Source organism: Candidatus Palauibacter sp. (assembly GCF_965261555.1).
Lineage (GTDB): Bacteria > Gemmatimonadota > Gemmatimonadetes > Palauibacterales > Palauibacteraceae > Palauibacter.
Window position 1 is genome coordinate 829,365 of record NZ_OZ253465.1, and the last position, 19,826, is coordinate 849,190.

The 19,826-nt window shown below is 69.4% G+C and carries 20 protein-coding genes and 2 riboswitches; of the genes, 18 read left to right on the forward strand and 2 right to left on the reverse strand.

Features of this window, described 5'->3' with window-relative positions; all coding sequences use genetic code 11:
• Positions 1-11 precede the first annotated feature (11 nt).
• From ACQY5G_RS03550 to ACQY5G_RS03580, 7 genes are all read left to right on the forward strand, one after another.
• On the forward strand, positions 12-1,604 hold the full coding sequence (locus ACQY5G_RS03550) for a carboxylesterase/lipase family protein (RefSeq protein ID WP_428277066.1): 1,593 nt from the start codon (positions 12-14) through the stop codon (positions 1,602-1,604).
• Positions 1,604-1,861 carry a hypothetical protein gene (locus tag ACQY5G_RS03555; RefSeq protein ID WP_428277068.1) on the forward strand — a complete coding sequence of 86 codons (258 nt, stop codon included), beginning with the start codon at positions 1,604-1,606 and terminating at the stop codon, positions 1,859-1,861. The genes ACQY5G_RS03550 and ACQY5G_RS03555 overlap by 1 nt, the downstream gene beginning before the upstream one ends.
• A gap of 48 nt (positions 1,862-1,909) precedes the next feature.
• Positions 1,910-2,266, forward strand: coding sequence for a redoxin domain-containing protein (locus tag ACQY5G_RS03560; RefSeq protein WP_428278637.1), 357 nt, complete (start codon positions 1,910-1,912; stop codon positions 2,264-2,266).
• Between the two features lie 31 nt (positions 2,267-2,297).
• The gene (locus ACQY5G_RS03565) at positions 2,298-2,486 is read left to right on the forward strand and encodes a transposase (RefSeq protein WP_428277070.1); all 189 of its coding nucleotides are present in this window, start codon (positions 2,298-2,300) and stop codon (positions 2,484-2,486) included.
• A 164-nt stretch (positions 2,487-2,650) separates the two neighbouring features.
• Entirely contained in the window at positions 2,651-3,157 is a 507-nt protein-coding gene (locus tag ACQY5G_RS03570; RefSeq protein WP_428277072.1) for a hypothetical protein, read from the forward strand.
• Between the two features lie 117 nt (positions 3,158-3,274).
• Positions 3,275-3,430, forward strand: a complete 156-nt coding sequence (locus tag ACQY5G_RS03575; RefSeq protein WP_428277074.1) for a hypothetical protein — start codon at positions 3,275-3,277, stop codon at positions 3,428-3,430.
• Positions 3,431-3,440: 10 nt separating this feature from the next.
• Complete coding sequence (locus ACQY5G_RS03580) at positions 3,441-5,165, forward strand: CocE/NonD family hydrolase (protein WP_428277076.1); 1,725 nt, start codon at positions 3,441-3,443, stop codon at positions 5,163-5,165.
• A gap of 9 nt (positions 5,166-5,174) precedes the next feature.
• Here the strand turns inward: ACQY5G_RS03580 and ACQY5G_RS03585 are convergent, their stop codons facing one another.
• Positions 5,175-6,224 carry an alpha/beta fold hydrolase gene (locus ACQY5G_RS03585; RefSeq protein ID WP_428277078.1) on the reverse strand — a complete coding sequence of 350 codons (1,050 nt, stop codon included), beginning with the start codon at positions 6,222-6,224 and terminating at the stop codon, positions 5,175-5,177.
• Between the two features lie 62 nt (positions 6,225-6,286).
• Positions 6,287-6,411: riboswitch (SAM riboswitch) on the reverse strand.
• Positions 6,412-6,489: 78 nt separating this feature from the next.
• Positions 6,490-6,606, forward strand: a riboswitch (SAM riboswitch).
• Positions 6,607-6,702: 96 nt separating this feature from the next.
• On the opposite strand from ACQY5G_RS03585, the gene ACQY5G_RS03590 reads away from it, so the two are divergent.
• The 7 genes from ACQY5G_RS03590 (at position 6,703) to ACQY5G_RS03620 (ending at position 14,729) form a co-directional block, all read left to right on the forward strand.
• Positions 6,703-7,482, forward strand: coding sequence for a hypothetical protein (locus tag ACQY5G_RS03590; RefSeq protein ID WP_428277079.1), 780 nt, complete (start codon positions 6,703-6,705; stop codon positions 7,480-7,482).
• Positions 7,479-8,513 (forward strand): aspartate-semialdehyde dehydrogenase, encoded by a 1,035-nt coding sequence (gene asd / locus ACQY5G_RS03595; protein ID WP_428277081.1) that lies wholly within the window; start codon positions 7,479-7,481, stop codon positions 8,511-8,513. The genes ACQY5G_RS03590 and asd overlap by 4 nt, the downstream gene beginning before the upstream one ends.
• A gap of 117 nt (positions 8,514-8,630) precedes the next feature.
• A complete protein-coding gene (locus ACQY5G_RS03600) occupies positions 8,631-9,926 on the forward strand; it encodes an O-acetylhomoserine aminocarboxypropyltransferase/cysteine synthase family protein (RefSeq protein WP_428277082.1) in 1,296 nt (431 codons plus the stop codon).
• A gap of 95 nt (positions 9,927-10,021) precedes the next feature.
• Positions 10,022-11,689, forward strand: coding sequence for a sodium:solute symporter family transporter (locus ACQY5G_RS03605; RefSeq protein ID WP_428277084.1), 1,668 nt, complete (start codon positions 10,022-10,024; stop codon positions 11,687-11,689).
• A 133-nt stretch (positions 11,690-11,822) separates the two neighbouring features.
• On the forward strand, positions 11,823-12,128 hold the full coding sequence (locus tag ACQY5G_RS03610) for a DUF4212 domain-containing protein (RefSeq protein ID WP_428277085.1): 306 nt from the start codon (positions 11,823-11,825) through the stop codon (positions 12,126-12,128).
• Positions 12,125-13,846, forward strand: a complete 1,722-nt coding sequence (locus ACQY5G_RS03615; protein WP_428277087.1) for a sodium:solute symporter family protein — start codon at positions 12,125-12,127, stop codon at positions 13,844-13,846. Before ACQY5G_RS03610 ends, ACQY5G_RS03615 begins: the two co-directional genes overlap by 4 nt.
• A gap of 46 nt (positions 13,847-13,892) precedes the next feature.
• Positions 13,893-14,729, forward strand: coding sequence for a hypothetical protein (locus ACQY5G_RS03620; RefSeq protein WP_428277089.1), 837 nt, complete (start codon positions 13,893-13,895; stop codon positions 14,727-14,729).
• A 17-nt stretch (positions 14,730-14,746) separates the two neighbouring features.
• Here ACQY5G_RS03620 and ACQY5G_RS03625 read toward each other — a convergent pair whose 3' ends face one another.
• Complete coding sequence (locus tag ACQY5G_RS03625; RefSeq protein WP_428277090.1) at positions 14,747-15,037, reverse strand: HigA family addiction module antitoxin; 291 nt, start codon at positions 15,035-15,037, stop codon at positions 14,747-14,749.
• Between the two features lie 190 nt (positions 15,038-15,227).
• Here ACQY5G_RS03625 and ACQY5G_RS03630 point away from each other — a divergent pair, with 190 nt between their 5' ends.
• The 4 genes from ACQY5G_RS03630 to ACQY5G_RS03645 all read left to right on the forward strand — a co-directional run bounded on the left by ACQY5G_RS03630 (position 15,228) and on the right by ACQY5G_RS03645 (position 19,585).
• Positions 15,228-16,352: an MBL fold metallo-hydrolase gene (locus ACQY5G_RS03630; RefSeq protein WP_428277092.1), complete on the forward strand. Its 1,125-nt coding sequence runs from the start codon at positions 15,228-15,230 to the stop codon at positions 16,350-16,352.
• A gap of 54 nt (positions 16,353-16,406) precedes the next feature.
• Positions 16,407-17,546 (forward strand): NAD-dependent epimerase/dehydratase family protein, encoded by a 1,140-nt coding sequence (locus ACQY5G_RS03635; protein WP_428277094.1) that lies wholly within the window; start codon positions 16,407-16,409, stop codon positions 17,544-17,546.
• 129 nt (positions 17,547-17,675) lie between these two features.
• Complete coding sequence (gene soxC, locus ACQY5G_RS03640; protein ID WP_428278638.1) at positions 17,676-18,908, forward strand: sulfite dehydrogenase; 1,233 nt, start codon at positions 17,676-17,678, stop codon at positions 18,906-18,908.
• Positions 18,909-18,922: 14 nt separating this feature from the next.
• A complete protein-coding gene (locus ACQY5G_RS03645; RefSeq protein ID WP_428277096.1) occupies positions 18,923-19,585 on the forward strand; it encodes a c-type cytochrome in 663 nt (220 codons plus the stop codon).
• The last annotated feature ends 241 nt before the right edge of the window (positions 19,586-19,826 follow it).

Genomic DNA, 19,826 nt, shown 5'->3' on the forward strand with positions numbered 1-19,826 from the left:
CGGAGCGCCCTATGCGTCGTGACTTCCGCACTCATCCGGTTCGCACGTTCGCCGCCTTCGTCGCTTTGGCCGCCGGCGGTTTCGCCGCGCCGCTGCACGCGCAGGACACCCGCGTGGAGATCGCCTCGGGGAACGTCGATGGCATGCTGGAAGACGGTATCCGCTCCTACAGGGGGATTCCGTTCGCGGCGCCGCCGATCGGGGACAGGCGCTGGAGGCCGCCCCAGCCGGTCGAGGCGTGGGGGCAGCGAACGCTGCGCGCGCACAGCTTCGGCCCGGAGTGCATGCAGACCCCCTACGGCGCGGGGTCTTTCTTCGGAGGTCCACCCGCCCCGACCGCCGAGGACTGCCTGTACCTGAACGTCTGGACGGGGGCCGCCGACGGCTCCGAGCGGCGGCCGGTCATGGTCTGGATCCACGGCGGCGCACTCACGCGGGGATCCGGCTCCACCGGCATCTACGACGGAACCGTGCTGGCGGCGAAGGGCGCCGTCGTCGTCACGATCAACTACCGGCTCGGACCGTTCGGCTACCTCGCGCATCCGCTCCTCTCGGCCGAGTCCGAACACGGGTCGTCCGGCAACTACGGCGTGCTCGACCAAGTCGCCGCGCTCGAGTGGGTGCGCGACAACATCGCGGCGTTCGGCGGGGACCCGGACCGCGTGACGATCTTCGGCGAGTCGGCCGGCTCCTGGAGCGTGAACACGCTGATGGCGACGCCGCTGGCGGCGGGCCTCTTCCACCGCGCCATCGGACAGAGCGGGGGGCGGTTCGGCCCCATGATGCGTCTCTCGGAGGCGCCGGAGGGCGGACGCTCGGCCGAGGAGATCGGAGCGGCGTTCCTCGCGGCGCTCGGGGCGGAGACCCTGGAGGACATGCGGAAGCTCTCCGCCGCCAGCGTGCTCGCCGGGCTCGCGACGCCGGCCGGACGCGGCTTCAGGACGGCGGAGAACGTGGACGGCTGGGTGCTGCCGACGGACGTGACGACGGCGTTCGCCGGGGGAACGCACAACAGCGTCCCGGTGCTCGTCGGGTTCAACGCGGATGAGATGACCTCTCTCTCGTCCCCGAGATCGGTGCCGGAGACGATCGACGCGTGGCGCGAGTGGGTGGCCGGCCGCGTCGGCGACGACGCGGAGAGCTTCGACGCCGCCTACCCCGTCGAGGAGGAGGGCGAGATCTTCGACGCCTTCATGCGAAGCCGCGGCGACGCCCTGTTCGGCATCCAGATGCGGACGTGGGCGCGGGCGTCGGAAGCCGCCGGCGCGGAGGCCTGGCTCTACTACTTCACGCACGAGCCGCCGGGACCCGCGAAGGAGTATCTCAAGTCGTACCACGCGGCCGAGATCGTGTACGCGTTCGGCAACGTCGGTCCCGGCGAGCGGGAGGCGGTGGACCGTCAACTGGCGGACACGATGTCCTCCTACTGGGTCAACTTCGCCGCGAACGGCGACCCGAACGGCCCCGGACTGCCCCCGTGGCCGGCCTACACGCGCGACGCCGAGGCCCATCTCGTGCTCGGGCCGAAGGTCGAGGCGGGAAGCGCACTTCGCACGGCCCAACTCGACTTCTGGGAACGGCGCCTACGCGCCGGCACGCCGTGATGGCGACCGGGCCGCTCTGCCGGCGACTCGCCGAGATCCGCGCGGACAAGGAAGCCGCGCGTCCGGCCGCCGCCACGGCGATCATGGCCGCGGGAACGGAGGCGTTGCGCGCTTCCGGAATCCTCGATCGTCTTCCGCGCGTGGGGGACCGAGCGCCGCTGTTCGCGCGCCCGAGCGTGGCCGGACCCACGGTCCGGCTGAAGACGCTCCTGAAGCGCGGCCCCGTGGTGCTCAGCTTCTTCCGCGGCCGCTGGTGACCGTACTGCCGCGAGGAGCAGGTTGCTCTTCAGTCGGTTCTCCCGGAGATCGAGGCGAAAGGCGCACGCCTCGTCACGCTCTCCCCGCAGCTCGCCGAGTTCGCCCGCGGCTGGATCGAGGAGGACGGCGTCGAGTTCGACGTCCTGCTGGACCTCGGGCTGGGCGTGGCGCGTGACTACGGCCTGACGTTCCGGGTCGAGGGCGAACTGCGCGCGCTCTACCGCGACGGCCTCGGCATCGATCTCGCCCGCTTCAACGGCGACGAATCCTGGGAACTCCCGCTCACCTCCACCTTCGTCATCGACCGCGACGGAACCATCGTCTACGCCTCCGCCGACCCCGACTACACCGTCCGCGCCGAACCGCACGAGGTCGTCGCCGCCATCCCGCAGTCCACCTCGTAGACGAGACGGACCGGTCCGCCGGCCGTATGTCATGATCTCCCTCTTCGATCTCGCCGAGAAGTTCCCCACCGAGGATGCCGCCAGAGACTGGTTCGAGGCGATCATCTGGCCCGGAGGAGCGCGCTGCTGCCCACGCTGCGGTAGCGTGAACACCCATGAGGCCAGAGGTGCGGGGACGAGTTCTGCTGGCGTCACAACGCGCGCGGTCTGCCCGTTCTAGAACGGATGCGGGAGGTGGTGGTCGGGATGGCCGGCCGCCGGCTCACGTGGCGGCAGCTGGTCCGCTGAACCCTTTACAGCCCGAGTGGCGTAGAACATCGTCCAAAGTAGAGAGAGGCCGGAGACGGTCCTTCCTTTTCTCATGCCAACGGAAGGACTCCTGATATGGATTTTTCGTGGCTGCGTCCCGCCGCCTTTGTCATTCTCGGCGCCGTGGTCATGGGCCTCCTCGGCGCTGGGTGGTACATGCTGTACCACGCGAAGTGGCGCGGGGCCGTCGATGCAGATCGATCGACCTTCAAGAAGTTCATGGACGAGGTTCGCGACGACATCAAGAAGATCCTCGGCCGCCTGCCGCCTGCCGTCGTCGAGGGCCACAGCCCGCTTCGGCTGAATGATCTCGGCAAGGTCGTGTCCAAGGAGATCGACGCGCGCGCGTGGGCAGACAGGATCGTCCCGACCGTATCCAATAAACTCGAGAATCACGAAGCGTTCGAGATTCAGGACTTCTGCTTCGAGTACGTGACCCAGATGGAGTACTCGGAGCAGGAAAACCGCGCCATCAGGAAGAGCGCCTACGAGAATGCGATCTCCGTTGAGCAGGTGCAGCGGGTTCTGGCCATCGAACTTCGCGACAAGCTGCTGGCGATAGAAGGTCTGGAGGCACCGTAGAACGGGATCTCGGGTAGCGCTCCCAGGCCTACCTCCTGCTCGACGCCCCTCCCGCGTCGCGTCATCGAGATGGTAGAGAGGTGGCGAGCAATCACGATTCGGAATCCGGATGACGACGTGAGACGCCGACTTCGGATCGGCGCGGTGGAGGACGACCGGTCCAACGCGAAGGGGCTGGGGACGGCGATCCACGAACTGTTCGCGCGGCTGGGTGGCGTGGAGCTTGAGATTCCTCCCCGCGAGCCGATGCGCGAACCGCCGCGGTTCGACTAAAGGGGGGCACTTGCCCGACGGCCTGCGGGAGGTGCGGCTGCTTCATGGGCTCCGGGGCCGGATGCGCGATGGGGTGCGGCTGTCGGTCGACGTCTATCTGCCGGCTTCCGGGGGGCCCTTCCCCACCATCCTGACGCGGACGCCCTACGAGAGCGGGCGGGACGTGTTCGTCGAGAACGGCGTCTGGTGGGCGGAGCGTGGGTACGCGTTCGTGGTTCAGGATTGCCGCGGCCGTTTCAGGTCGGAGGGCGTTTTCCACGCGTACGTTCCCGAGATCGAGGACGGCTACGACACCCTCGCATGGGTGGCCGGGCAGGCGTGGTGCGACGGGAAGATCGGGATGTGGGGGCGCAGCTACGGGGGCCTCACGCAGTGGCTCAGCGCGCCGCTCGGGAGCCCGCACCTCACCTGCATGGCGCCGCACGTGATCTGCGACGACCACTTCGGGGACTGTCACTACCTCGGGGGCGCCTTCCAGTTGCTCCTCTCGCTCGCCGCGGCCGTGATCTGGGAGACGAACCTGGCGACCGTGACCGGCCCGCAGGGCGCGCGTCTGTTCCAGAACCCGAAGTTCTGGGCCCATCTGCCGATCATCGAGATGGACGAGCGCGCGATCGGGCGGAAGATCCCGTACTGGCGGGAGTGGCTGGAGCACCCGACGCGCGACGAGTACTGGCGGCGCCTCAGAGTCACGGACCAGTACGGAGGCGTCACGGCGCCGGCCTTTCAGCAGGGCGGCTGGTACGACGCGTATCCCGGGTCGGCCCTCCGCATCCACGAGGGGATGACGGCGGGAGCCGCGACTCCCCGGGCCCGCGCGCAGAACCGGACGCTCATCGGCCCCTGGTCGCACGAAATCCCGGAGACGAGGACGGTCGGGGACCTCGACTTCGGACCCGGGGCCTGGGTGGATGTGCGGGAGGAGGAGCGGCGCTGGTTCGACTGGCGGCTTCGCGGCGTGGACGACGGGATCGGCGAGGATCCGCCGCTACGCTGGTTCACGACGGGCGCCAACCGCTGGCGGGACGGCGCGGAGTGGCCGCCGCCGGGGACGGAGGAAGTGCCCTGGTATCTGCACAGCCACGGGCGCGCGAACCGGGACGACGAGGCCTGGCTCGATCCGGAGCCGCCCGGAGACGAGCCCTCGGACCGCTTCGAGTACGATCCGCGCGATCCGGCGCCCTCGCTCGGAGGCAATCTCTCCTCCCGGCTGATCACGACCCATGCCGAGACGCCGATGCGGGGCGGCCCCGTCGAGCAGGCGCCGCTCGAGCGGCGTCCGGACGTGCTCGTCTATACGTCGCGGGTCCTGGAAGGCGATCTCGAGGTCACGGGACCGGTCGAAGTCGTGCTCTACGCCGAATCGTCGGGGCGGGACACGGACTTCGTGGCGCGGGTGACGGATGTCGATCCGGCGGGAGGATCCTTCGTCCTCACGGAGGGGATCCTCCGCGCGCGGTATCGCGGCGGGCTGAGCCGCACCGAACTTCTCGAGCCCGGCGAGGCGGCGGAGTTCCGGATCCGGCTCTACCCGATGAGCCATGTGTTCCTGGCCGGCCACCGCATCCGGCTTCAGATCACGAGCAGTTGCTTCCCCCGCTTCAGCCGCAACCTCAACACCGGCGAGGACGTGGGGACCGGGACCCGCATGCGGACGGCGCGGAACACGGTCCTGCACTCGGCGGCCTGTCCCTCCCACGTCCGACTGCCGATCCGCGCCCGCTCACCCGGCTGAAGCCGCGAGTCATCCGGCCCAACCCACCAGGTTCCGTGGCGCCGTCGCGAAGAGACTCTCCCTCAGAGCCGTCTCGTAGTCGGGCGCGTGGAGCAGAAACGCGTCGTGACCCGCGTCCGAGTTCAGAATCCGCAGGTCCGCCGGCGCGCCGATCCGGCTTTCGGTCTCCCGGAGCAGCCAGGGCGGGACCAGCGTGTCCTCCTCCCACCCGATGAGCCAGGCGGGGACCCCGAGTTCTTCCGGACGCAGATTGCACAGGTCGACCGAAGCCGACAGCGTCAGAAAGGTCTCCGCCTCGAACCGATCCGCAAACTCCCGTCCCCGTTCCTCCAGGTAGCGGCCGACGGCGTAGACCGGGGCGCCATCCTCCCACTCCCAGTCGTGCGGGAAGCGGGCGTCGAGCCCGGCCGCCGACTTGTAGGTCGTGAACGCCAGCGCCCTGGCGAGCGCCACGCCTTCGCTCCCCCGGCCGTGCCGGAGCGCGAACTCGACGATCCACCGTTGCACCGCGTGTATTCCGATGGCCTGCGGATGGCCGCGGTGCGCGGCGCCGATCAGAACGACGCCGCCGAGGCGCGCGGGATGGCGTATCCCCATCGCCAGCGCGACCATCCCGCCGTACGAGGCGCCCAGCATGCGGTGGGCCCGTTCCACGCCGAGGTGGTGCAGCGCAACCGCCACGGCCTCCGCCTGGTCTCCGGGCGTGAGATGAATCCGGTCCGGCGAAGAACCTTTCGAAGGGTCGGCGGTCCCCGTCGACTCGAACGTTCCGGGAGATCCGAGGAAGTCGATCGCGAGCAGCCGCCAGCGGTGGGTATCGATGGCCAGACCCGGGCCCGCCAGCTTCCGCCACCAGCCCGGCGCGGGATCCAGGACGTTGGCGCAGACGTGGCGGTCCGCGGAGATGCCCCCCATGGCGACGAGTAGCGGGGCGCCCTCGGGCCCGGCGAGTTCGTAGCGCACCCGGAAGCGGGCATCGACCCCGGCCGCGAATTCTGGCCTCCACTCCGCCGGCATCGCGACGGCACCCCTCCGACCCTCCGGCAGTACGGCGTTCAATCGGTTCTCCATATTGATCGCGACACCAACTCGGAGCAGCCGACCGACCCGTGCGGGTCCGGGGCTCATCTCTCGGATCCCCGTTCGAGGGTCCGCAGGAGTTGGCACCGCTGGGCCGCGCGTGAGCGCGAGTACCCCGGTTGCCCCGGCTTCAAAGGGCCCGTCCCTCAGCCGGTCTCGATGAGTAGCGGCCGAACCTGGCAGCTTGGGCAACGGAGGTCAACTTGACGCGCCGTCCACGACCCTGTAGCCTCCGCGCCCATAACGCTCATCGAGACCGGTCGAGGGACAGGCCCGAAGACACCGGGGCAACCTGTGGAAGGTGGCTCTTCCACTGATGTGCCAACTCCTGCGACGGATGTGATCCGTTGGTAGATGAGTCGCCCGCCGCGCTTCGTTCAGGCGGCAGCTGTCGTTCCCAGGGCGTCGCTTCTCCGGAGTCCGCTGAGTGTGAATCGAGACTCGGGGAGGCGTTTCATTGCGCGAAGTTCGCCGCGTTCACGTACTCAAATTCGGCTCATCCGTGCTGGCGCGTCCGGCCGCGTACCGGTCGGTGGCCGAGGAGATCCGGGCCGAAGTCGCCGGGGGCGCGAACGTCGTCGCGGTGGTGTCGGCCATGGGTGACACGACCGACGACCTGCTCGCCGCGGCGCGCGAAGTCGCTCCGTCGCTCCCGGACGATCTCATGGGGTCTCTCCTGGCGACGGGCGAAGAAGCGTCCGTCGCCCTGCTCCGCCTCGCACTGGCGACGGCGGGCGTGTGCGCCGTGGGCATGTCGTTCTGGCACCTGCCCGTCCGCACCCGCGGTCCGCTGGCATCCGCCGATCCGGTGGCGGTGGACGCCCGCCGGATCGAGACGGCCTTCGCGACCCGCGATGCGGTCGTCCTTCCCGGGTTCGTGGGAGTCGACGCGACGGGTGTCACGTCGCTGCTGGGGAGGGGAGGCTCCGATCTCACGGCGCTCTTCATGGGCCACGCGCTCGGCGCCGCGGAGGTTCGCCTCGTGAAGGATGTGGACGGCATCTTCCCGGCCGATCCGAAACGGTTCCCCGACATCGCGCCGCTGCGCACGGCGACGTGGAGCGAGGCCCGGCGGACGGCCGGCGGCGTCGTCCAGGACCGGGCGCTGCGTTTCGCCGAGGACCACCGAATCCCGTTCCGCGTCGCGGCGCCCGGCGGCACGGGCACGTGGGTCGGCCGGCACGATCCGACGCATGACCGCAACATCGGCCGGAAGGCGAGCGCCCGATGCGCATGACCCGTCGGTCGGACGAGCGCCTGCCGGTCGCCGTCCTGGGCGCGACCGGGATCGTCGGGCAGCGGCTGATCCGGATGCTGGACGGACACCCCTCCCTCCGGCTCGCCTCCGTCGCGGCATCGGAGAGGCGCGCGGGCGAGAGGTACGGCGACGCCGTCCGCTGGAGCCTCGGCGGAGACCCGCCGGCAGAGGCGGCCGGACTGCCGCTCCGCGTCGTCACGGAACCACCGGAGTGCCGGATCGTGCTCTCCGCGCTTCCGTCGGGGGTGGCACGCGAACTCGAGCCGGCGCTCGCGAAAGCCGGACACGTCGTGAGCACGAACGCCTCGGCTCACCGGCTGAGGGCGGACGTGCCGCTGCTGGTGCCGGAGGTCAACCCGCAGGCGCTGGCCCTCACCGCCGGACAGCCCTGGTCGGAAGGGGGCGGCCGGCTCGTCGCCAACCCGAACTGCGTGGTTGCGGGACTGGCGCTTGCCCTGGCCCCGCTGCACGACGCCTTCGAGATCGAGGCCGCCACGGTCGTCACCCTCCAGGCGGTGACCGGCGCGGGTCTGAACGGAGTCGGCTCCGTTCAGATCGAGGGAAACGCGATCCCCTGGATTCCCGGCGAAGAGGAGAAGATCGAGCCGGAGCTGAACAAGATCCTGGGGGCGGAGATCGCCGTGGCGGTGAGCGTCAACCGGGTCCCGGTGCTCGACGGCCACACGGCGAACGTGTTCCTGAAGTTCGCCTCCCCGGCGAGTCCGGGAGACGCGGTGCGGGCGCTGGCGGAGTTTCGGGCTCCGCCCTCGCTGCCGCGCCTGCCTTCGCTCCCGGAACGGCCGCTCATCGTGCGGTCGGAGCCGGACCGTCCCCAGCCGCGCCTGGACATCGGCGCGGCCGGAGGGATGGCGGCGAGCGTGGGCCGGATCCGCGCCGCGTCGCCGCACGACCTCGCGATGACCGTGGTCGCGCACAACGGCATACGGGGCGCGGCCGGAGCCTGTCTGGCCAACGCCGAATTCTGTCTCGCGGGCTGCGCGCGCGGCTGATCGACACGGAGTACCGGTCCGCGTTCGACAGCCGTTCCGCAGCGACGAAACGATCGGCGGAGGCGCGGACATTCACCGCCCGAGAGATCGGGCCCCATCGGAGAGAAGACGGAGATCATGAGAGACGAGACTGTAGCGATCCACCTCGGATACGAATCCGAGCCCACGACGCACGCCGTCGCGGTGCCGCTGTACCAGACCGTGGCGTACGAGTTCGACGACGCGCAGCACGGCGCGGACCTCTTCAACCTCGAGGTCGAAGGCAACATCTACTCCCGCATCATGAACCCCACGCAGGCCGTGCTCGAGGAGCGGCTCGCCCAACTCGAACGCGGCCTGGCGACGCTTGCGCTCTCCTCCGGCAGCGCGGCCGTCAACTATTCGATCCTCAATCTCGCCGCCTCGGGCGACAACATCGTCTCGGTGCCCCAGCTGTACGGCGGCACCTACACGCTCTTCGCCCACATGCTGCCGCAGCTGGGAATCGAAGTGCGCTTCGCCGAGGGCGACGGCCCGGACGACCTGGCCAAGCTGATCGATGACCGTACGAAGGCGGTCTTCGTCGAGAGCATCGGGAACCCGGCCGGCAACATCGTGGACCTCGCGGCGGTGGCCGACGTGGCGCACGCCCACGGCGTCGCCACCATCGTCGACAACACGGTCGCCACACCGGCGCTCCTCAAGCCGATCGACCACGGGTTCGACATCGTCGTGCACTCGCTGACGAAGTACATCGGCGGACACGGCAACTCGCTCGGCGGCGCGATCGTCGATTCCGGGAAGTTCCCGTGGACGGAGCACGCGAGTCGCTATCCGCAGTTCACGACGCCGGAACCCAGCTACCACGGCGTCGTCTACACGGAGGCGCTGGGGCCGGCCGCGTACATCGGGCGGGCGCGCACGGTGCCGCTGCGCAACACGGGGTCGGCGATCTCGCCCTTCAACGCGTTCCAGATCATCCAGGGGATCCAGACGCTGAACCTCCGTATCGAGCGTCACTCCGAGAACGCGCTGGCGGTGGCGAAGCACCTGGAGGACCACCCGGCGGTGGAGTGGGTGAGCTACGCCGGACTGCCGGGCGATCCGTACCACGAGCTGGCCCTGAAGTATCTCGACGGCCGGGCTTCGGGGATCCTGACCTTCGGGGTGAAGGGCGGCTTCGAAGCGGGCGTGAAGTTCTACGACGCGCTCGAGCTGTTCAAGCGGCTCGTGAACATCGGGGACGCCAAGTCGCTGGCGTGCCACCCGGCCTCCACGACGCACCGGCAGCTCACCGAGGAAGAGCAGATCAGCGTCGGCGTGCGTCCGGAGACCATCCGGCTCTCCGTAGGCATCGAGCACATCGATGACATCATCGAGGACCTCGACCGCGCGCTGGACGTGGCGGCGTCCGCCCGGCCGGCCGCGGCATGACCGACCCGCGCGGCCGTTGACGGCCGAGCCGGGCGCCGGCTACGGTGGCGCCCGGCTCGGCTGCGGCAACCTCATGACGGGAGCGGCTCCATCCCTTGAGCGCTCTGGACTGGCTGATCGTCCTCGGACTGAACGGTGCGATCATCGCCTACGGGCTGCGCCGCGCGCGCGGCACTTCCACGAGCGGCGAGTGGTTCCTGAGTTCGCGCGCGCTGCCGTGGTGGGCGGTCGGCTTGTCCCTCTTCGCGACCAACATGGACAACTCCGAGTTCGTGTCGGCCACGGGGACGATCGCGAGCGAGGGTCTGCACTTCCTCTCCGCGCACACGTTCGGCGGACTCATCGGCGTGACGATCGCCACCTTCGTGATCGTCCCCGCCATCTACCGGGCCGGACTGTACACCAACTCCGAGTACCTCGAGCACCGCTTCGGTCCCGGTACCCGCGTCCTCGGCGCACTGATCCAGATCCAGTACCGCACCTCCGTGCTGGGCCTCATGATCTGGGCCGTCCATCTGACCCTCGTCGGGGTCGGCGGGCTGAGACCCGAGCTGTCCTGGGCGCTGATCGTGTCGCTCGTCGTCCTGTCGGGCGTCTACACCGCCGTGGGCGGGCTGCGGGCGGTCGTCGCGACGGACGTGCTGCAGAGCGTCCTCGTGATGGCGGGAGGCCTGGCGGTGTGCGTCGCCGTATGGCGGACGGTCGGCGGATGGGACGCGATGGTCGCTCAACTGGAGAGCCTGGGGACGACGGCCGAGGGACTCGCGCCGGGCCTCGCCGCCGCGGATCTGACCCACGTGGGCGCCTTCCGGGGACGGGACGGGACCACGTCGCCGGTCGTCATCTTCATCGCGTGGATCCTCATCTCCTCCGGCTGGTGGACGGTGAGCCACACCTCGACGCAGCGGATGATGGGCGCCCGCTCGCTGTGGGACATGAAGATGGCCGGCGTGCTGGGTGCCGGCGTGAGCCTCGTCATTCTGCTCTTCACCGACATGCTGGGACTGTTCGGACGGGCGCAGTTCCCGGATTTCGCCCGGCCCGACGAAATGTACCCCCACCTGATCTCGACCTATCTCGGGATCGGCGCCAAGGGACTCGTCGTGGCCGGGGTCGTGAGCGCCGCGGTAAGCACGTTCGACTCGATGGGCTCGTCGATGTCGGCCGTCTTCACGCGTGATATCTATGCACGCTTCATCTCGCGGGACCGCGACGACGCCCACTACCTCCGCGTGGGACGCATCGCGACGGTCGCGATCCTGGTGCTGGGGTTCGCCTACCTGCCGCTGATCCTGCGCGCGCCGACGATGCTCGCCGCCTTCCGGTCGGTCACATCGGTGTTCGTCACGCCGCTCCTCATCGTCTACCTGGTCGGCGCCGTGACGCGCACGAACCGGCGGGTGGGGATGGCCGGCCTGGCGACGGGCGGGCTGTACGGGGTCGTCGGCTTCGTGGACCGCGAGGTGATCGACGTCTCCTGGCTGCCGTCCTGGCTGACCGGACAATGGGAGGCGTTCGTGTGGGCGGTCGCGTTCACGGCCGCCGGCTGCGCCCTCGCGGCGCTCCACCCGCGTTGGCGCAGGTCGGCCGGCGCGGTGTCGTCCCCCGGCGCTGGCGACTGGCTGGCGAAGAGTTCCGGCGAACTCGGCCCGATCCGTCTCCACCCCTTCAGGGAGCGCGTGCCGCTGCTGGCCAGCCCCGCGCTCTACACGGGAATCCTCCTGGCGATTTCCGCATGGCTAGTCTTCGGACTCTTCTGGTAACCCGCGGTCGTTGCACGAGGTGTGACACTGGCGCGCCGCCCTCCCGGGCCGCAGCCTTGGGCGACGCCGAAGTGAAGTCGGAAGCAGTCCGTCGCAGATCCGGCGCAGTTCGGACCCACACGCTGGGAGACCCATGAATCGACGCGCAGCAGGCCGCGACCATCTGGAGTACTGGCGCCGCAACCTCCGCTACGTGGGGATGCTCCTCGCGATCTGGGCGCTGGCGTCCTACGGCGCCGGGATCGTGTTCGCCGACGCGCTCGACGCGATCCGGATCCCGGGCACGGGCTTTCCGCTCGGGTTCTGGTTCGCGCAGCAGGGGTCCATCTACGTCTTCGTCGTTCTGATCTTCGTCTACGTCTTCCTCATGAACCGGCTCGACCGGGAGTTCGACGTCGACGAGCGTGACGACGTAGCCGGAGAGGAGGGCGCGGCATGACGGTTCTCCAGTGGACGGCGACGCTCGTCGGGCTTTCGTTCGCGCTCTACATCGGGATCGCGATCTGGTCGCGGGCCCACTCCACGAGCGAGTTCTACGTGGCCGGCAAGGGGGTCCATCCCCTGGCCAACGGAATGGCGACGGCGGCGGACTGGATGTCGGCCGCCTCCTTCATCTCGATGGCCGGGATCATCTCCTTCCTGGGGTACGACGGATCGGTCTACCTGATGGGGTGGACGGGCGGGTACGTGCTCCTGGCGCTCCTGCTCGCCCCCTATCTGCGGAAGTTCGGCGCGTTCACCGTCCCCGACTTCGTGGGCGAGCGCTACTACTCCCAGACGGCGCGGGTCGTGGCCGTCATCTGCGCGATCTTCGTCTCCTTCACCTACGTCGCGGGCCAGATGCGCGGGGTGGGGATCGTGTTCAGCCGCTTCCTGGAGATCGACATCGTGTGGGGCGTGGTCATCGGGATGGGGATCGTGTTCTTCTACGCGGTTCTCGGGGGGATGAAGGGGATCACCTACACGCAGGTCGCGCAGTACTGCGTGCTGATCTTCGCCTACATGGTGCCCGCGATCTTCCTGTCGATGCTCGTCACGGGGATCCCGATTCCGCAGATCGGGCTCGGGGCGGCGGATCAGGAGACGGGGACGTTCCTGCTCGACCGGCTGAACGGCCTGCACCAGGAACTGGGCTTCTCCGCCTACACGGACGGGACGAAATCGACGCTCGACGTGCTGGCGATCACGGCCGCGCTCATGGTGGGGACGGCGGGGCTGCCGCACGTCATCATCCGCTTCTACACGGTGCCTCGGGTGCGGGACGCGCGGATCAGCGTGGGCTGGGCGCTCGTGTTCATCGCGCTCCTCTACACGGCGGCACCGGCGGTGGCGGTGTTCGCGAGGACGAACCTCCTCAATACGGTGACGGACCAGCCGTACGCGGAGATGCCGGAGTGGTTTACGAAGTGGGAGACGACGGGGTTGATCTCGTACGAGGACCACAACGGGGACGGGCTCATCCAGTACGTGGGGGCGGACGCGACGGACGCGGCGGGTGCGCCCGTGCAGAACGAACTCACGATCGACCGCGACATCATGGTGCTCGCGAACCCGGAGATCGCCCGGCTTCCGAACTGGGTGGTGGGACTCGTGGCGGCGGGCGGGCTGGCGGCGGCGCTCTCGACGGCGGCGGGACTCCTGCTCGTGCTCTCGGCGGCGATCAGCCACGACCTGCTCAAGCGCAACTGGCTGCCGGACATCAGCGAGCGGGGCGAACTTCTGGCGGCGCGGTTCAGCGCCGGGTTCGCCGTCCTCGTGGCGGGCTACCTGGGGGTCAACCCGCCGGGCTTCGTGGCGGAGGTGGTCGCGTTCGCGTTCGGGCTCGCGGCGTCGTCGTTCTTCCCCGTCATCATCCTCGGGATCTTCTCGAAGCGGCTCAACCGCGAGGGGGCGATCGCGGGGATGCTGTGCGGGATCACGCTCACGGCCGCCTACATCGTCTACTTCAAGTTCGTGAACCCGGCGGCGAACGTGGCGGAGAACTGGTGGTTCGGGATTTCGCCCGAGGGGATCGGGGCGGTGGGCATGACGGTGAACTTCGCCGTGGCGTCCCTCGTGTCCCGCTTCACGCCGCCGCCGCCGCCGGAGGCGCAGAGGCTGGTCGAGCGCATCCGGCTCCCGCGCGGGGCGGGCGAGGCGCACGAGATCAGCGGCTGATGCCGCGCCCGGGCGGGGACGGCGCCCCCGCGACCGCCGCGGTTCGGTGATCGAAGATCGTCTGGCGCGGCTGCCCAACCGTCATCGCGCCTTTCTCAAGCGCGCGTTGGCGGCGGTCCCCGGGGTCGAGGGCATCGTCGGTCTGGCGGCGGGCGGTTCGTTCATCGCGGGCGAGATGGACGAATTCTCGGATCTCGACCTCGTGCTGGCGGTGGAACCGGGCGCTTGGCCGGAGATTCTCGAGCGGCAACAGGCGATCGCGGCCGAACTCGATCCCACGTTTCTCGCGGGCTTCACGGGGGAGCACGTCGGGGAGCCGCGCCTGCTCGTGTGCCTTTATGGCCCTCCCCTCCTGCACGTGGACCTGAAGTTCGTGTCGCTCGACGACGTGCACGAACGGATCGAGGATCCGGTCATCCTGTGGGAGGTCGAAGGCTGCCTGAGCGCCGCGTTCGCCCGCGCGGAAGCCCGCTATCCGAGCGCGGATCCGGACTGGATCGAGAAGCGCTTCTGGATCTGGGCGCACTATCTCGCGGACAAGATCGAGCGGGGCGAGATCTTCGAGGCGCTTGATGGACTGACATTTATGCGGACCGTGGCGCTGGCGCCGCTGGCCTTCCTCGCAGCTGGCGTTCAGGCCACCGGCGTGCGGCGGATCGAGGATCGGCTCCCCCCTTTCGCGACCGACCTCGAGCGGACGGTTACAGGCGTCGACGCCGCGGCGTGTGCGGCCGCACTGGAGGCCGCGATCGACCTCTACACTGAACTCCGGGAGGCCGACGGGACGCGGGGCGCGGTCGAGATGAGCCCCGTCGAACGCGAGGTCCGGACATACGTCGCGGAACTTCCCGCCCGCCTGCAAGCACTCGGCCGACACCCGTAGCGCGCTTGGCGCGGGCGTCAAACGGGGGTGGATATCCGCTCGACGTCGATCCGACCGGCCTTCTTCATGGCCTGCGCGAGGTCGTAAGCCGACTGAAGGCGATACCACGTCTCCGCCCCACCTCCAAACGCCTTGTCCAGGCGGATCGCCATCTCCGGGGAGATACCCGAACGACCGTTGACGAGTTCGGAAAGCTGCTTTCGGCTGACACCCAGCCTCCGCGCCGCCTCCGTCACGGTGAGCCCCAGGGGCTCCAGGCAATCATGGCGCACCGACAGGCCCGGATGCGGCGGATTCTTCATCGGCATGTCGCAAGCCCCCTAATGGCTTCGAGGCCTCGGTGGCGAAAGCCAACAATCATCGCATGGGAACCGTAACGTATCACGTATCAGGTGGCAAACATGCTTGGTGCGACCGGGGTCATCTCGTTGAGCAGCGACCGGGCCACGTGGTATGATCGATGGGAACCATCAACGTGCGATCAACAGGAGGCGGTCGGTGCGGAGCAGGCGGAGCGGTTTTTCCTGGAGACGGTGTAATCGGAGCGGCTCTCAGGCCGGCATCTTCGCGGCGGCGTGGCTCTTTGCCGGGTGCGCTCCGGCGGATCCAGGGAGCGGCGGCGGGGAGGGGGGCGGCGCGGGAGCGGGCGGCGGCGCGACGATTGAGGCCGTCCACTTCCAGTTCACCGAGGTTGTGCCCGGCGTCTACCACGCGCAGGGCGCGAGCGATCTCGTCGTCGGGTCGAACGCCGGCGTGGTCGTGAACGAGGAGGACGTGCTGCTCGTCGACTCCCATATCTCCCCCGCGGCGGCGAACGCCCTCATCGAGGACCTGCGCTCGATCACCGACAGGCCCGTGCGCTACGCGGCGAACACGCACTGGCACTTCGACCACGCGCACGGCAACCAGGTCTATCCGCCCGACGTGGAGATCATCAGCCACGAGGCGACGCGCGCGGCGATCGCCGAGGGCCGCTCGAACTCGGGCCGGTCGTATGAACTCTTCGTGGGCGCGATTCCCGGCCGGATCGAACGGATGGAGGCCACGCTCGACACGCTGACCGATGCGGAGGCGCGGGCGGAACTGGAGGCCACGCTCGAGGCGCAGCGGACCTACTACGCGCAGTTGCAGGAGGTCGTCCCCACGGCCCCCAACACGACGCTCTCGGAGCGGCTCACGCTCTATCGCGGCGGACGCGAGATCCAGTTCCATTTCTTCGGGCGCGCGCACACGGACGGCGATGTCATCGTCTACCTGCCGGATGACCGCGTGATCATCACCGGGGACATGCTCGTGGGCGGCCTCCCCTATATGGGGGACGGGTACGTGGACGAGTGGGTCGAGGCGCTCGACCGCGTGAAGGCGCTCGATTTCGACTGGATCATCCCGGGCCACGGCGCCCCCTACCAGGAGCGCGAGCGGATCGACCACCTGCAGGCGTATCTCCAGGACCTGTGGGACCAGTCCGTCGCGCTGCACGGCCAGGGCGTGAGCGCGGAGGACGCGGCGGCGCGCATCGACCTGACGGCGCACGCCGAGAACTTCGGCGGGATCCCCAGCCCCGGAGCGAATCCGGTTGCGGTACTCCGTATCTTCGAACTGCTGGACGGCACCGCAAACTGAGACAAACCGCGCGGACAAAGACCAAGAAAACGAAACCACGAAGAGGAGTTGACGATGTCCACCGACTCAAGCCGGCGCGATTTTCTGAAGGTCACGGCTGCGGCGGGTGCCGCCCTCGGGCTCGGCGTCCCCGTCGGGGCGTGCGCGGGCCCCGCGGCCACGCCCCGGGCCTCCGGCAGCGGCGGGAAACTGCTCATCCTGGGCGGGACCGGGTTCATCGGCCCCTACCAGGTGCGGTCCGCGCTCGCGCAGGGGTTGGAGGTGACGATCTTCAACCGCGGCAACCGCCCCGGGATGTTCGAGGGGGTCGAGGAACTCGTCGGGGATCGCAACGGAGATTTCGAGTCGCTGCGGGGCCGGACGTGGGACGTCGTCGTCGACAACTCCACGGCGCGTCCCGACTGGGTGACGAGCATCGGGGAGTTCCTGCGCGACTCGGTGGAGTATTTCTACTACGTCTCCTCTCGATCCGCGTACGCGAGCCATTCGACCGTGCCGATGACGGCCGAGGTCCCGTCTTACACCTACGAGACCGCCGGCGTGGACCGCGCGACCGCCGACATCACGGACCTGCCCTACGGGCTCGCGAAGGCGGAGTCCGAGCGCGAGGCGATGCGGATCTTCCCCGACCGCTACGGGATCTTCCGCCCGGGCCTCATCATCGGACCCGACGATCCCACGGACCGCTTCACCTACTGGCCGGTGCGGATCCACCGCGGCGGCGAGGTGCTGTCTCCCGGCGACGGGACGGACCCGGTGCAGATCATCGACGTGCGCGATCTCGGCGACTTCATGGCGCTCTCCTCGGACCGCGGGCACACGGGCATCTTCAACCTCGTGGGACCCGCAACGCCGCGGCCGATGGCCGAACTCCTGTACGGGATCCGCGCCGTCACGACGGCCGAGACGACGTTCACCTGGGTGCCGCGCGAGTTCCTCGCCGAGCGCGGGGTCCGGCCCTACGCCGAGATGCCGGTGTGGCGGCCGCCGACGCCCGGCTCGGAGGGGTTCGCGCGCTTCGACCTGTCCAACGAAGTCGCACACGGGATGACGTTCCGCTCGCTGGCGGATACGACGCAGGCGACGCTGGACTTCCACTTCTCGCGTACGCCCGAGCGGCAGGCCGAGATGCGGTCGGGACTCTCGGCGGAGCGGGAGGCGGAGGTCCTGCGGGAGTGGCACGCGTCGCGCTGAGGGCCGGGCCGCTCGGGGCCACCCTTGCTGGCCGCCGTGATGGCGGCAACTGTGGTCAGCGCACACGTGCGGGATGGTGCGCGGGACGGGGCGGAAGGTGGGCACGAGACCGACGGAAACGGAGGCGACGTGAACGACCGGGAAGAAGGCTCCGGACTCACACGGCGAGCCCTGATCGCCGGAGCGGCAGCGGCCGCCGGGGGCGCGATCACGGCCGGCGCAACGCGCGGACTGGTCCAGGAGGCGCCGGATCCGACGAAGGTTCCGGGCGCGCGCCCCGTCGTGGTCGGGTCCCGTTCTCCGCACGAGACACCGGAGAAGCTCCTGTCCGGTTCCATGGGCGGCTCCTCGCGCACGCCGCTCCAGGACCTGCACGGGATCATGACCCCGGCGGACCTCCACTTCGAGCGGCACCACCACGGGATCCCGCAGATCGATCCGACGACCTACCGCCTCCTCATCCACGGCATGGTCGACCGCCCCACGCTCTTCACGCTCGATGACCTGAAGCGCTTCCCGCAGGTCTCGAAGCTGCTCTTCATCGAGTGTTCCGGGAACGGCGGCGGTGCGTACGCTCCTTCGCCCAGCCCGCAGAACACCCCGCAGTCGATCGACGGCCTCCTGAGCACGAGCGAATGGTCCGGCGTCGCGCTTTCGACGCTGTTCGAGGAGGTGGGCGCGCACGCGGACGCAACGTGGTTCCTCGCGGAGGGGTCGGACGCGGCGGTGATGGGCCGCAGCATCCCCATGGAGAAGGCCTGGGACGACGCGATGATCGCCTACGCCCAGAACGGCGAGGCGATCCGGCCCGAGCAGGGCTATCCCGCGCGGGTGTTCCTGCCCGGGTGGGAGGGGAACGCGAGCGTGAAGTGGGTCCGGCGCATCGAACTTTCCGACCGGCCCTCGATGTTCCGCGACGAGACATCCAAGTACACGGATCCGCTCCCGGACGGGACGGCGCGTCAGTTCTCCTTCGTGATGGACGCGAAGTCGATCATCACGAATCCGACCTACCCGCGGCGGCTGTCGGAACCCGGATTCGTGGAGATCTCCGGCTACGCCTGGACCGGCCGGGGCCTGATCGAGCGCGTGGAGGTGAGCACGGACGGTGGCGACTCGTGGCACGACGCGGTGCTCCAGGAACCCGTGCTCCCGAAGTGCACGACGCGCTTCCGCTACGGCTGGGAGTGGGACGGCGGCCCGGCGCACCTGCTGAGCCGCGCGACCGACGAAACGGGCTACACGCAGCCGGTCCGGCAGCAGGTCCTCGACGCGCGCGGCCCCGGCACGCGGTACCACTCCAACGCGATCCGGGGTTGGCGGGTGGCGCGCGACGGCTCGATCGAGTTCGCGCCGGTATGAGCGGGGGACCGGCGGTGAGCCGACGAATCCTGCTGGCTGCGGCCATCCTCGCGGTCACGGCCTGCGGACAGGAGGACGGCGCGAACCTCGGCGACTTGATGACCGAGTCCGGCAGCAGCCCCATGACCGTGACCATCACATCCGGCGACGATCCGCAGGCTTCGGGACGCGCGGGCGCGGCCCAGCCCGTGTACGGCTTCGGCACGCCCGCGACGGAATCGCAGATCGCGGCGTGGGACATCGACATCGGCCCGGACGGCGCGGGCCTGCCGTCCGGACAGGGCTCCGTCGCGGAGGGCCTCGACGTGTGGGTGAGGCACCGCTGCATCCTCTGCCACGGGCCGACGGGGCGTGAGGGGCCAAACGACATCATCACCGGCCGCATCCCGGGAGACGAGTTCCCGTTCGCCAACGACCGCAGTCTGCGCTCGACGGTCGGCAACTACTGGCCCTACGCGACGACGCTGTTCGACTACACCCGCCGCGCCATGCCCTTCGACCTGCCGGGCACGATGACCGACGAGGAGGTCTACGCGGTCGTCGGCGCCATGCTCTACTTCAACGACCTGCTGCCCGCGGACGCCGTCGTCGACTCAGCGATGGTTGTCGACACGCGCATGCCCGCGCGCGACCGCTTCGTCCCCGACAACCGAACCGGCGGCCCCACCATCCGCTGATTCCACACGACCAACCCGAGCGGTCAAGATCGCCAACTCGTACCTTGATCAAGTCGCGCTGAGCCGTGTCAACGAGGGGCAAAGCCGCGCTGTTCCGGGACGTTCAGCGACGTAGGGGGGGGCAGACCTACCCCCGCCGGCGAACCTCGAACCCGTCCGGGAGACGTCGGATGATCCGTCACCGAACCATGATCCGGCTGTGTGCCGTACTCGCAGCGGTAGCCTTGGTCAAGGGGTGTGG